12 protein-coding genes are annotated in these 12,999 nt (G+C 38.3%); 5 read left to right on the top strand and 7 right to left on the bottom strand.

The genetic code is table 11. The annotated features are described in order from the left end of the window. Window positions 1–17: 17 nt before the first annotated feature. Window positions 18–1,175: a homogentisate 1,2-dioxygenase gene (locus M2419_RS14445; RefSeq protein WP_075991796.1), complete on the bottom strand. Its 1,158-nt coding sequence runs from the start codon at window positions 1,173–1,175 to the stop codon at window positions 18–20. Between the two features lie 317 nt (window positions 1,176–1,492). Here M2419_RS14445 and M2419_RS14450 point away from each other — a divergent pair, with 317 nt between their 5' ends. Continuing rightward, a complete protein-coding gene (locus M2419_RS14450) occupies window positions 1,493–2,467 on the top strand; it encodes a fumarylacetoacetate hydrolase family protein (RefSeq protein ID WP_159729008.1) in 975 nt (324 codons plus the stop codon). A gap of 10 nt (window positions 2,468–2,477) precedes the next feature. After that, window positions 2,478–3,377: a flavin reductase family protein gene (locus tag M2419_RS14455; RefSeq protein WP_159729010.1), complete on the top strand. Its 900-nt coding sequence runs from the start codon at window positions 2,478–2,480 to the stop codon at window positions 3,375–3,377. Between the two features lie 117 nt (window positions 3,378–3,494). Here M2419_RS14455 and M2419_RS14460 read toward each other — a convergent pair whose 3' ends face one another. From M2419_RS14460 to M2419_RS14480, 5 genes are all read right to left on the bottom strand, one after another. Continuing rightward, complete coding sequence (locus M2419_RS14460) at window positions 3,495–5,252, bottom strand: aromatic amino acid hydroxylase (protein ID WP_259255293.1); 1,758 nt, start codon at window positions 5,250–5,252, stop codon at window positions 3,495–3,497. 133 nt (window positions 5,253–5,385) lie between these two features. Beyond that, entirely contained in the window at window positions 5,386–6,585 is a 1,200-nt protein-coding gene (tyrS, locus tag M2419_RS14465) for a tyrosine--tRNA ligase (protein ID WP_153846167.1), read from the bottom strand. Window positions 6,586–6,825: 240 nt separating this feature from the next. After that, complete coding sequence (locus M2419_RS14470) at window positions 6,826–7,665, bottom strand: hypothetical protein (RefSeq protein WP_153846166.1); 840 nt, start codon at window positions 7,663–7,665, stop codon at window positions 6,826–6,828. Window positions 7,666–7,893: 228 nt separating this feature from the next. Further along, complete coding sequence (locus M2419_RS14475; RefSeq protein ID WP_153846165.1) at window positions 7,894–8,313, bottom strand: SH3 domain-containing protein; 420 nt, start codon at window positions 8,311–8,313, stop codon at window positions 7,894–7,896. 12 nt (window positions 8,314–8,325) lie between these two features. Further along, a complete protein-coding gene (locus tag M2419_RS14480) occupies window positions 8,326–8,832 on the bottom strand; it encodes a BON domain-containing protein (protein WP_088160876.1) in 507 nt (168 codons plus the stop codon). A gap of 233 nt (window positions 8,833–9,065) precedes the next feature. Here M2419_RS14480 and M2419_RS14485 point away from each other — a divergent pair, with 233 nt between their 5' ends. Both M2419_RS14485 and M2419_RS14490 read left to right on the top strand, forming a co-directional pair. Then, the gene (locus M2419_RS14485; protein WP_153846164.1) at window positions 9,066–10,169 is read left to right on the top strand and encodes a DUF695 domain-containing protein; all 1,104 of its coding nucleotides are present in this window, start codon (window positions 9,066–9,068) and stop codon (window positions 10,167–10,169) included. 61 nt (window positions 10,170–10,230) lie between these two features. Continuing rightward, the gene (locus M2419_RS14490; protein ID WP_153846163.1) at window positions 10,231–10,854 is read left to right on the top strand and encodes a murein L,D-transpeptidase catalytic domain-containing protein; all 624 of its coding nucleotides are present in this window, start codon (window positions 10,231–10,233) and stop codon (window positions 10,852–10,854) included. 16 nt (window positions 10,855–10,870) lie between these two features. On the opposite strand, the gene M2419_RS14495 is transcribed toward M2419_RS14490, so the two are convergent. After that, a complete protein-coding gene (locus tag M2419_RS14495; RefSeq protein ID WP_153846162.1) occupies window positions 10,871–12,373 on the bottom strand; it encodes a hypothetical protein in 1,503 nt (500 codons plus the stop codon). Window positions 12,374–12,514: 141 nt separating this feature from the next. Here M2419_RS14495 and yiaA point away from each other — a divergent pair, with 141 nt between their 5' ends. Next, complete coding sequence (yiaA, locus tag M2419_RS14500; RefSeq protein ID WP_046675653.1) at window positions 12,515–12,982, top strand: inner membrane protein YiaA; 468 nt, start codon at window positions 12,515–12,517, stop codon at window positions 12,980–12,982. The last annotated feature ends 17 nt before the right edge of the window (window positions 12,983–12,999 follow it).

Consider the following 12,999-nt stretch of genomic DNA (forward strand, 5'->3'; position numbering starts at 1 on the left):
TTATTCTTTCATTTTTCCTAACTCATCCAAGATTTATAATAATCTGGATCTTCTATATCGAGTGCTTCTTGGGTCAACATCAATGGTCGAAAAGGATCGATCATCACGGCCAACTCCTCGGTTTTCACTTGCCCAATGCTTTTTTCCACCGTCCCAGGATGAGGTCCATGCGGTATACCACCTGGATGTAACGTGATCTGTCCCCTTTCCACGGATTTTCGACTCATAAAATCACCATCCACATAATATAGGACTTCATCTGAATCTACATTACTATGGTTATATGGAGCAGGAATCGAATGAGGATGGTAATCATACATACGAGGGCAAAAACTGCATAATACAAAATTATCTGTTTCAAAGGTCTGGTGAACGGGTGGCGGTTGATGCAATTTACCTGTTATCGGCATGAAATCATGAATCGAAAATGCCCATGGAAAATGATAGCCATCCCAACCAACAAAATCAAATGGATGGCTCCCATAAACATATGGATAAATCATCCCTTGCTTCTTGATCTTCACTTCAAAGTCACCCAGTTCATCGAAAGTTTCCAAATTTTGAGGTACCCGAATGTCCCGCTCAAAAAAGGGCGCATGTTCCATCAATTGACCAAATTCATTGCGATAACGTTTGGGCGTACGTACGGGAGAGAATGATTCAACAATAAACAATCGATTATCTTCCTGTTCAAATTCCATTTGATAAATCGTTCCTCGGGGTATTACCAAATAATCTCCATACTTGAAGGGGATACTCCCATATCCAGTCTTGAGTTTTCCCATCCCCTGATGGATGAAGACAATCTCATCTGCCTGGCTATTTTTATAAAAATAGTCATCCATCGACCGACGGGGAGCTGCTAAGGATATATGTAAGTCCTGATTAACCAACACTGGTGTCCTGCTTTCGAGATAGTCATCTTTTGCCTGTACCTGAAATCCCTTTAGACTGGTATGTTTAAGATGTTTGTCGCGGGCAATCCGGGGAGACACATCATAAGGCTCTCTTATTTGTTTAACGAGTGTGGGTGGATGACAATGGTACACTAAGGAATAAAGACTGGAAAAACCATGTGTGGATACTAATTCCTCGGCATAAAGCGTGTTATCGGGCTTTCTAAAAACAGTATGTCGCTGCATTGGAATTTGCCCTTGTTTAACATAAAATGGCATAATTCTACGATTTAAACGGTTATAAAATTAAATGAATATCCAAATTGCCAATAGAACTATCGGCAAGTAGTAAAAGAGAAGATTAGTATTGTGCAAAAACGATATCAGCTATGATTGCTTTATTAAAAGCAACATAGGGCATGGAGGACGCAAAGCGATGTACACCACGATTGATCATTTTTTATAGTTTATAATGCTTTAATAAAGGTAAGAATATTTTTCTATTTTCAAGAGAAGAAATATTTTTTTCAAATCTTATACAATATATTTGTGTCGAATGCTAACAACATTGAATAACCAAATAGAACACTTCATATATGAGAATTGTCACTAGCACTAAAAATGGTCAACAAGAATTGGGCATTGTTATAGACGACCGCTTTTATAGTTGCTCAGTCATCGATCAAAACCTTCCCACAACGATGTCGGACTTCCTCAAAGGTGGCGAAGATACCATGAATCAGCTACAAATCTTTGAAACAGCTTTGCGTCAAGGAGCTATGAACAGGCCCTATCGTCTACTAGACGATATCCAACTTATCGCCCCCGTACCACAGCCAACATCTTTTCGTGATGCTTACGCTTTTCGACAGCATGTCGCAACCTCAAGAAGAAACCGCGGATTAGATATGATCCCCGAATTTGATGAATTTCCTGTTTTCTATTTCTCCAACCATCAGTCCATACAGGGACCTGGTCCTGTTCAATGTATGCCCTTACATTTAAATCAACTGGATTTTGAACTAGAAATTGCAATAGTCATCAACAAACCAGGAATCAATATTCCTGCCGCTCAGGCGGATGAGTATATTGCTGGCTATATGATTATGAATGATTTTAGTGCCAGAAAACTTCAAATGGAGGAAATGAAATTGAGTTTGGGCCCTGCCAAGGGCAAAGATTTTGCAACAGCAATTGGACCTTACTTGGTGACAAAGGATGAATTGGAACCTTATAAGGTTCAACCTGCGGCAGGACATATTGGCGACTGTTATGAGCTCAATATGACTTGTAAAGTAAACGGCACGCAAGTCTCAGCGGGTAATTTTGCGAGTATGCACTGGACTTTTGCAGAAATTATTGAACGGGTTTCCTATGGTGTACAAATTTCCCCTGGTGATATAATCGGTTCTGGGACAGTCGGAACAGGCTGCTTTCTTGAGCTCAATGGCACGGCACGCATAGCGGATCCTAATCATAAAGACCAATGGCTCGACCTTGGCGATGAGATTGAACTAGAAATCACAGCGCTCGGAAAACTTTCCAATTCTATTGTATTATACCATTCATAAATCTACGGATATGACCGCTTCCTTTGAAACCATCACCTTTGAATCTGTTAAAGACAAAGCTATTATAGATAATTTAATTAAGTACGCTGTTGCACCGCGGCCAATTTGCTTTGCAAGCACGATCGATAGCAATGGAAACATAAATTTAAGCCCCTTCAGCTATTTTAACCTGATGTCCCATCAGCCGCCAATCTGTGTTTTCTCTCCATTACGACGCATGCGTGATGGTAGTACCAAACATACATTGGATAATATACAGGAGGTTAATGAAGTTGTCATCAATATTGTTAACTACGATATGGTCCAGCAACAATCACTTGCCAGTACCGAATATGGCAAGGAAATAAATGAATTTGATAAGTCGGGTTTTACGCCCATCCCCTCTATTCGAGTTGCACCACCTCGTGTAGCCGAATCCCCAGTCCAGCTGGAATGTCGGGTCAGAGAGGTTGTCGCATTAAGCGATGAGCCAGGAGCTGGAAATCTCGTTATCGCCGAGATCCTCTATATGCATGTCCATAAACACTTATTGGGCAAGAACAATACCATTCAACAAAAAGATTTGGATCTGGTAGCCCGGCTCGGTGGTGATTGGTATTGTCGCGTAACCGACGAAAACTTATTTATTGTACCGAAGCCCCTCCGTAGCCTGGGAATTGGCATAGACCAACTTCCAGAAAAAATTAGATTTTCGAATGTATTAACCGGAAATCACTTGGGGTTGCTGGCTAACGTAGAAACACGACCAACATTAAAAGACCCACAGCAAGAAGATAAGTACTTCAACTATCTGAAGCTAAACTTTGAAGACAGCCCATCAAAGTTCACACAAAAAGTTCACGAATATGCTGCCCAACTATTAGATGCGGGCAAACTTGATCAAGCCTGGCAAATACTTTTGCAGGCATAGCTTAAAATAGACAGTAAAAAAAGAGAGCTCTACATAGGTCTAATAGCTCTCTTTTTTAAATTTCAATGTTTTCTTCTACCGTTTAATGTTAGAAGTCCATCTCACGCAAACCACTTTTTAGTGGTTATTTAAATCTTCCTCCTTAGCAACACGTAATCCATCATCAATCAGTTTTTTCAAATTTGGATATAGGATAATAAATTCCAAGAGCCTCTGTTCGGCCTGAGTAGTTAATTCCGCTCCATCATTAGCCTGGGAAATTTCAAATAATTCAACCAAACCTAACCAATGATCTGCATTTTCCGGTCCCAATTGACTGAAAATCTCCAGCCAGACTTTTTGATCAAAACCGTTGTCCCGCAAATTCCGTATCGCAGCATGACAATTCACTAGTTTTACATCTTCCGTTTCGGTAGGTATTGAAGATAGATCCTGATCCAGCTGTTCTTCCAGCGCGTCATAGGCATCTTTATCCGCAGCGCCTGCAAATACAGATACTATTTCCGCTCCGACAGCCATATCGTATATTCCCCATTCAGGTTTAAAATACACCTCTTCCCTATCGCTACGGTATACCTCACATCCTATAAATGAAATCAAAACAATCTTGCCAAATTGACGTACAATCTTTTGAACAATTCCCGATACAATAATCCCTGAAGCAAAGTTTAACGAACACTGCTGCCCTTCCACTATACCATATTGAATCAATGTTGCTTCATCAAAATTGGCTAAGTTACGATCTGCACCGCTCAAGTGTCCTACTGGAGAGCCAAACCCTTCGCTATGATAAATTATACCGTGGCCTTCAAGCTGTTTACCTGCTACCGCCAAAGCTGTAGGTCCTTGTGTTTGAATATAAGAGAGATTTTTATCCGCGTTGGCCAACTTAAAAATGCCCGACACCTGCAAACCAGAACTATATTCCACAGTGCAAACAGCTTTACAGTCTATTGCCTTGTCAAGGCTCTGTTTGCCCCCTACGCGAAAAGCCATGGTATCAGCAAATTTATCCAATACTAGCTTTAGGTGTTCAAAATCCGGTGTAACAAATAGCTGTGGTTGTGGTTTGGTAATATCATAAGGATATTCGATTGCATTTAAACCATACGCCAACTTAGGCACATCTTCCTTCATGCAGCTTGCGCTTTCTCCAATGGAAGACAGTAAACCAGCTCCATAAATTTTGGGGTTATGAAGATCTCCAATAAGTCCGTATTCCACAGTCCACCAATGCAACCTGCTCAACAATGCCATCTCCGAAGGCTCGCCCATATTATCTTGAATGATCTGCAAATTTTTCTCTGCTTCCGCCAACTCAGCCGCCGTTGTTGTAGCGTGTTCTTTTAAAATAGATAGGTGGCGAATAGCTTCGTAGAGTTCAAAATCTTTGCCCGAAGAAAGTGCTTTCGTACCAACCTCCCCAAAGTACTGCAAATATGTAGCGTAATCTGGCTCACCGATTATAGGTGCATGTCCTGAAGATTCGTGAATAATATCTGGTGCCGGTGTATATTCGATATGTTCCAATTGACGTATGTCTGCAGCAATAACTAGTACGCGGTGCGCCTGAAATTCCATAAAAGCAGCCGGCGGAATAAATCCATCCACAGTCACAGCTCCCCAGCCAATTAATTTTAGACTATCGTTCATGTCCTGTAGGTTCGGGATGGTCGCGATGGATAATCCTGCTTTCTTCAATCCCGGAATATAAGGGTAATAGGCTACATCTTTCAAGAAAGAATAATTCTGACGCATGACATAACGCCACAATGCTTGATCCAGCGCGGTGTAACGTTCATATCGTTGGGCTACTACATAGCGTTTCAAATGTTTGGGCAACCGCTCCAAAACAATGTTATTATATGTTTCCATCTATAATTGGTATGAAAATAAAGTATGAGACTCCTATATGAAGGTAGAAATTATTTATGGTTTAAGAAAGAACCACGATGTTATTTCACTATTTTTAGCAAAATATTAAAAAAGTATACCCTCACAAACCTTACTAGATAACTCTAAAATAAGCTCTTTTACCTAATTTAATTTTAAAACACGTATTCAAATCAAGCATCAGCTCCGGATTCAGCTGTTTTATTGAGTCGATCTGCACTGCACCGCCTATAATCAATCTTCGCATCGCTGACTTTGTTGCCCCCTTTAGGAAATGACATAGATCGACCAGTTTAATCTGTTCACCAAACTGTTCGCGCAATACTTGCCCCGACACCTCCTCAAAAGCCTTTTCTTCTAATTTCTTGCTCTGAAATTGCTTAACAAAAAAATCAACCGCACGCATCGCAAACTCGTCGCCATGGTATTGGGCAACTAGATTATGTGCAATAAGTTTCTTAATTTCCATTGGATTTTCGCCCATTTCAATACGGGTCTTCATGCAAAGTTTGGTTTCCTGATTGAAATCAGTTGTCAAGTCAATATATTCTGGAATTAAATGATCAGGAATAGACATGGTTTTACCAAACATTTCATTCGGTTCATCCAAAAGACCGATCGTATTGTTTAATGATTTGCTCATTTTTTCCTTTCCGTCCAGCCCGCGCAACAAGGGCATACACAGTACTATCTGTGGATCCTGTCCAAAAGATTCCTGTAGCTGCCGGCCCATCGCGCAATTAAACAGTTGGTCCGTTCCCCCCATTTCGATATCACTATTGACATGTACAGAGTCAAAGCCCTGCAATATCGGGTAAAGCAATTCATGCATGGCTATTGATTGGTTTTCGTTAAAACGCTTATTAAAATCATGCCGCTGCATCAATTGAGCGACGGTGACTTTCGATACCAGCTGGATAACTTCTGTAAAATTTAGTTGATCCAACCAGTCTCCATTAAAAACAACTTTCGCTTTTGAAACATCAATAATTTTAGACAGTTGCGCAATGTAAGTTGCCGCATTGTGCGCTATCGCATCCTGGCATAAAGGTTTACGGGCTTTATTTTTTCCTGTAGGATCGCCGATCCGAGCTGTAAAACTACCAACGAGGATCACGATTTCGTGCCCCAGCTGCTGAAACTGCCGTAGTTTCTTTAACACTACAGCGTGCCCTAAATGAAGATCCGGCGCTGTTGGATCAAAACCAAGTTTTATAATCAATGGTCGGTTCCTTTCTTCGGCCTCCTTCAACTTCGACGCAAGTCCCTCCTTCGGTAAAATAATTTCGATATTTTCTTCTAACTCTTTTAACATGGTGTTATATAAAATAAAAAAAGCCCGAACGTTATGTTCGGGCTTAGCTATAAATAATAATTTGAATTTCTTAATTTAATAGGCATAGGGGTCCCGAACGATTATCGGGCGATAATAATTAAAGAAAAATGGAAGACGTAATATGTTGTTCATTTTCTTCATTGCTTGACAAAGGTAGCGCTATATTTTTAAAATGCAAAAATATTAGCATCCATACTTGATTCGATATGCATTTTTAAATTATCCGCCGGTATTTTTGTTTATCAATTTTCCGGCTCCATTATAAACATACTTTTCTGTATTCCCTTTATCCTTTTTCTCCACGACCTTTTGCACTAACAATGAATTCTTAAAATACTCATGGTAAAAGCAGTTATCAAGGTTATATTTCCGCTCAACGAGATTATTATTCTGATACAGATCAGTGTAATCAATTTTAGCTTTCCGATAGGTATGTTTTAGTAATTGACCATTGGTATCAAATGACTTTGATTCCTGTATCTGCCCACCACAATTCAATTTGGCGCTGTACATTAAGGTATTGTCTAATCGATAGTCAGCTCGGGTATGGTCAAAATCATTTTCAACCGTATAGTAATTATCAAAGAAGACTTTTGTCACTTTTTTACCACTATTTGCAGCTCGGTAGAATACCGTTTTTTCCTGACTGATTTTCCCGTTCTTAAAATTACGCTGCACACTTGAACTATCCGTTATGGTGTATTGAAAGTCTGGTAACGCAGCAGATTTCACAGTCATTTGCTGCAATACACCATGTCTTACGATAACATCACCGGTACGCCCATCTTTTTCAATTTTAAAATCACCATCGACAATGCCATCCTGATTAATCGTAATAAATGCATTGGAAAGTCCCATAAATTGATTCTTTTGCAGAATATATTTACCCTGTTTCAACTTCGTTTCTTTACCTTTTTCAAGTACCCGGATTGTATCTTTTGGATATTCTGATAAATGCAATTGATAACTATCTTTGTCCAAGCGAACATACTCTTGCGCAACTCCCAACTGAACAGCTAAACACAAGCATAATGATATGATAAAACGTGATTTCGACATAATGTAATAAAATTGTTGCAATCATAATGATACAATTATTACACCAAAAATTAAAATCCGGTTGATTTTCCAAATAATTCCCCAATACGATAGATGCTGTAGTACCTCCATATTACAGAACAGACAAGCTTAATCGTGAAATGAAAAAAGGGGAGTTATTTATCAATAACTCCCCTTTTTTCAAAGCCAATTGGTACTGGTACCCATCATGCGAATAACATTCGAGAACTAAACAGACTCTAAATATTGTGCATAACAATACCCTTCTTCATTATCTTTGGTTCTGACCAACCACCATTGATCATTAGCCTTACTAATCAACGTGATGATTTCTCCTTTAGCTGCTTTTCCCACGATAGGCTGGTCTGTACCAGGGCCTTTTCTAATGTTCAAATTGCTATTTTCTGTTATAACTTTCACCTGGCTTCCGGGCACTTCCGTAGCCACATCCACATTTAAGACCACATCTCCGGTTTGGAAATTAGGATCTATATTACCATAGATTTCCCAGAGCTTATTTTTCACATCTGCTGCTGGTGCTGTACCACGAATTTGCAATACTCCATCCATTTCGGCGTAGTTCAGGTCATTTACACCTGAAGATTGTGCCGTATCTAAAAGAACCTTATATTTTTCTTGCAATGACATAATTTCACTATTTTATTTTTTGACAACAATACCGCTTAGATCCACTTTCTTGGGATTTAAGTTATCCAAACCTTGTTTTAAGGTAATTATCTTAGGTTGCTCCAAAGTACCTGTAACAGCGATCACACCATCCTTTACACTTGCCTGTACCGTAGGAAAATCCTTCATAAACGTATTCACTGCTGCTCCAAGCACCGCATCATTATTGGATACCTCAATAGGAGCTGGAGTCGACGACACTGGGGCGCTAACGATAATATTGTTTTGAATAGACTTGATGTCCTTATCGCCTGCTGTTTTAGCAATAGACTCCACTTGTTGCTTTTCTTCTTCGGAAGCAACCGTACCACTTAAGATAACTTCCCCTTTTTTAACGTCGACGTCCACGGTTTTACGACCGGTAAGTGCATTTTCGATCTTTTCTTCCAACTTCTCATCAGATAAACCTGATTTGCAAGCCGTAAAGGAAAGCACAACTGTAGTTGCCAATAGACAAAATGTTAATTTGCTAAATTTCATAAGACCAATTTTAATTTATAATTCAACAATAATCCTAACAAACTCCATACGCAATTGTTTGTCCAATTATTTTTAAACTTAAATTCCCTTGCCGGATTATAATTATATAATTAAATTTAGGAGCAGAGGTATTCATGATTATTTTATTCGGATCATTTTCTCCTCTGTGGTTATAAAAAACACTTTAAGAAACAGATACGCACTTTGATGATTCAATCAAACAGCTATTAATTATGGGATTTTTGAACAATATTTTTGGTAAAAAAGAAAATAAAAAGGACAGTATAGCGGATTTTTGGGATTGGTTTACAAAAAACGAACACGCATTTTTTCAAATCGTCAAGAATGGAGAACAAATTGATCAGAATTTTTTCAGCAAACTTTCGCCGAAGATCGACGCTCTTCGCAAGGAACTGTATTTCTTAACGGGAATGTACGATGATGACACTGCAGAACTTGTAGTCACGCCAGATGGTGCCATCAAAAACATTGCGTTTGTGGAACATCTGATCGCTTCTGCTCCAGCATTGGCGCATTGGAAATTTACTGCATTAAAACCCGCTATTGCGGATATGGAAAAATTCAAAATCACGATGTATGGATTCACTTTCGACATCAAGGATATGTTTTTTTATCCCATTCAACATAGATACCATCCGGATGAAGTCGATATTATTATTGTTCACCCCGATTTTACGGAAGAGAACAAAGCTAATATTTCCCATGGGATAGAAATATTTCTCGACAATTACATTGGTGAATTGAACTCGATCATAGCCATAGACAACTTGAATGTAACCTCAAAAGAACTCGCAACAGAAGAGCTGATTCCTCTACTTAAATTAAAAGACTATTTGATCTGGCGAGAAAAGGAATTTGTGGAAAAATATACCGACGTTAGACACCGGGCCGCAGATGACACATACACTGCTTTTGAAGGCATCCTGGAGAACGACTTACCTATCTTTGCTATCGTAAATACAACGTTATTAGACTGGGATGGAAAATCTTCTCACCCTTGGATAGTTACATTAAAGATTAGCTATGACGGAACAGCAACCAATGGCATGCCCGATCAGGAGAACTACGACTTAATGGATAAATTTGAAGAGGAATTAATGGATAGTCTTCCAAGTGATATTGGGTTTCTTAATATCGGCAGAGAAACTGCCGATAACCTAAGGGAAATTTACTTGGCTTGTACAGAATTCCGAAAAGCCTCACGAACGATTGATCGATTAATCGAAGAATACAGGGACAATCTTCAAATTGATTATAGCATCTACAAAGATAAATACTGGAAAACCTTCGAACGATTTTATAAACAAATAGAATAGATCTCTCGAACAGCAGACATAAGTTTCAATAAAACTATTTTATGAAATATGCTTTATTTATATGAATAAAATCATTCTTTTGGTTATTATCCTTGGGATTGGCCTTATCACATACAAAACCATTCAAAAAAACACGCTTTTAGCCGTTGTTGATAAGGAAGAAAATGCTCCTTCAGACGCTTTTCGCTATACGATGGCGATAAAGAAAGTAAAAAAATGCATCGTAAATAACAAAAAGTATAATAGTGACATATCCTTTCTCTTGGATATGAAAAGACCCTCGGGAAGAAATCGTTTTTTTGTCGTAGATCTAAAAACAGATCGGATTCTGGATCAGGGGCTAGTGGCGCATGGATCCGGCTCGGAAACCGGAAAAAAGAATCTTTTGCAATTTAGCAATACGGATAACTCTCATGCGACGTCGCTAGGCAGTTATGCTATCGGCAGCTCGTATAACGGTAAATTTGGAAAAGCATATAAATTATATGGCTTAGATAGCTCCAATAGCAATGCATATGCTAGAAACATCGTTCTACACAAATATGACCGCATGCCTTACGATGAACAAGTAGATCCAATATGTCTCAGTGAAGGCTGTCCTATGGTAAACGTCGAATTCTACAAAAGACTACAGAACCTGATTGACTCCTCAAAGAAACAAATCGTCTTACATATTTATTATTGATCACCTTTATTATTGATCACCGGCTATTTTCTTTGATCAAATTCAATAAAACCTGATACGGACTTTGAGATACACTAAGAGCTTTCAACCAAGCAATAAATCCCATAACAAATAAATCCTTATTTTCTTTGTCTTCCGCCATAGCCTGAACAGCTGCCCGAAAGGACTTCCCTTGAATAACTGCTGGATTTAAAAGATATTTCTCTATCAATTTGGCAAAATCAATCACTCTGTTTTCCTTGACATTCAGCAAGTATTTTTTATACCTACCGACAAAGCTTTTTAATTTCAAGGTTGCCAAATCGATGTGATCGAATTGAATATGGATCAGAATTTCGAGCAGACTCTTCCGAATCGTCCACAACATGCCCATTTTCTTCTCGTACCAAGCATCTGTTCGAATCAACTGTCGAAGCTCAATCAATGCTGTTTTATCTTCAAATTGCGTTAAAAACATTACCAAACATAACTGTAGATCTGCAAGATCAACCTCATTTGATTTTGGTGCGGCTTGTTTAATCCCCGCCCTCAACACGGAAAGACCTTTTATTCCATCGCCGAGGTAATGGAAATTCAATGCCATCAACAAATGGCACCGCAGCTGAAACTGGGCTCGAAAAACCGTATTTCCTTGAGATAAAACTTTATTCAAGCGTTCTAAATACACGATGCTCTCGTTAAAGAATCCATTCCTCAAATTAAAATTGGCCAGATAATACAAAATATGAAGATAGTAAAATAGCTGATGCGCCGATTGTTCATCATACTTCATCAAAAAATTGTCTGCTGTTTTTAAAAAAGAACGAACCAGTGTATAGTTTTGATGTATTGCGGCATACTCATTTGCAATATACAGAAGTTGATAGAGTGATTTAAATGATAAGAGATCATCCAAAGAAATACTGTATTTACTCAGTACACTCAAAATCAACTTATTGATATCAATTATTTTTGCTTTCAAATGAATATCCTGCAATGCTGAGCGCAATAGCGCATAAGCAATCTGAAATTTTGCTTCTTGCTGCAGTTTTTGCTGATTTTCGGTAAAACGATCGATAAGCAATTCTAAATTGACATTCAAATCTAAATGTGCATATTGTAGTCTGATTTGCAAGATTTCGTTCAGCAAACTAAACTGCTCCAGAACAAGAGCCTTGTCCTCAGCTCGTTGAAGGCATTTGAATCCAATCTTAATGAACTGACTTTCCAATAGAAAACGACCCACAACAAATAATCTCAACGCTTCGTGGGCTTCACTGTTGTCTCGTTCAAAAACCTTATTTGAAAGGAAAAACAAAAGACTATCATGAAGCCTTTTCCTCAATGCGTGATAAGCATCCCGGTTTTTACTGGGATCATATAACTTTTTTAGCTTATTTATATCATCAGTTTCTATAATCTCAAGTAACTTGATATTTTTCACATCATTTCGCTTATTCTTTTGTTTCAAAAAGGTTTTAAAATCCCTAATATCATCTTTATTCAATAATAATAGTAGATCCGATATCGCGTCCGCCATAGCTTAAATTTAGAATTAAACAAATATATTAAACAAAATTATATCATCAGTATTCTTATAAATTCAAGTTTTAAAATAATTAGTTCCTATCGATATTTGAATCATAAAACAACAACAAATTAAAACTAAAACAAGAAAATTATGGAACCGCTAAAAAACATGATTGAAGAAAAAAAGGCTGAAAGAAATTTAGACAAAAGAAATCCATTTAAACCAACAGGAGCATTTATCGGAGCCTCATGGACCGCATTATTGGTTGGTACCGTTGGCTATTGTGTAGGCTTATGGAATGCAACAATGGCATTAAACGAAAAAGGTTATTATTTTACAATTTTACTATTTGCGCTATTTGCGGTTATCTCCGTTCAAAAAAGTGTAAGAGATAAAGCAGAAGGACTAGCTGTTACGGAATTGTACTATGGTTTAAGCTGGTTTGCAACAATTGCTGCCGTCGTGCTATTAACTGTAGGCCTATGGAATGCGGATCTGCTCCTAAGTGAAAAAGGATTCTATGCAATGTCCTTCTCATTGAGTATTTTTTCAGCTATCGCAGTACAAAAAAATACACGTGATGCAAAACTTATCGATGACAATGAAATAAAACTTTAGCGGGTGCCGATCCTGCA

This window comes from Sphingobacterium sp. BIGb0116 (genome assembly GCF_024808035.1).
Lineage (GTDB): Bacteria > Bacteroidota > Bacteroidia > Sphingobacteriales > Sphingobacteriaceae > Sphingobacterium > Sphingobacterium paramultivorum.

Excerpts from the sequence above, each read along its gene's own strand:
- M2419_RS14445 (WP_075991796.1), bottom strand. The coding sequence starts at position 1,175 with ATGCCATTTTATGTTAAACAAGGGCAAATTCCAATGCAGCGACATACT.
- M2419_RS14450 (WP_159729008.1), top strand. The coding sequence starts at position 1,493 with ATGAGAATTGTCACTAGCACTAAAAATGGTCAACAAGAATTGGGCATT.
- M2419_RS14455 (WP_159729010.1), top strand. The coding sequence starts at position 2,478 with ATGACCGCTTCCTTTGAAACCATCACCTTTGAATCTGTTAAAGACAAA.
- M2419_RS14460 (WP_259255293.1), bottom strand. The coding sequence starts at position 5,252 with ATGGAAACATATAATAACATTGTTTTGGAGCGGTTGCCCAAACATTTG.
- tyrS (WP_153846167.1), bottom strand. The coding sequence starts at position 6,585 with ATGTTAAAAGAGTTAGAAGAAAATATCGAAATTATTTTACCGAAGGAG.
- M2419_RS14470 (WP_153846166.1), bottom strand. The coding sequence starts at position 7,665 with ATGTCGAAATCACGTTTTATCATATCATTATGCTTGTGTTTAGCTGTT.
- M2419_RS14475 (WP_153846165.1), bottom strand. The coding sequence starts at position 8,313 with ATGTCATTGCAAGAAAAATATAAGGTTCTTTTAGATACGGCACAATCT.
- M2419_RS14480 (WP_088160876.1), bottom strand. The coding sequence starts at position 8,832 with ATGAAATTTAGCAAATTAACATTTTGTCTATTGGCAACTACAGTTGTG.
- M2419_RS14485 (WP_153846164.1), top strand. The coding sequence starts at position 9,066 with ATGGGATTTTTGAACAATATTTTTGGTAAAAAAGAAAATAAAAAGGAC.
- M2419_RS14490 (WP_153846163.1), top strand. The coding sequence starts at position 10,231 with ATGAATAAAATCATTCTTTTGGTTATTATCCTTGGGATTGGCCTTATC.
- M2419_RS14495 (WP_153846162.1), bottom strand. The coding sequence starts at position 12,373 with ATGGCGGACGCGATATCGGATCTACTATTATTATTGAATAAAGATGAT.
- yiaA (WP_046675653.1), top strand. The coding sequence starts at position 12,515 with ATGGAACCGCTAAAAAACATGATTGAAGAAAAAAAGGCTGAAAGAAAT.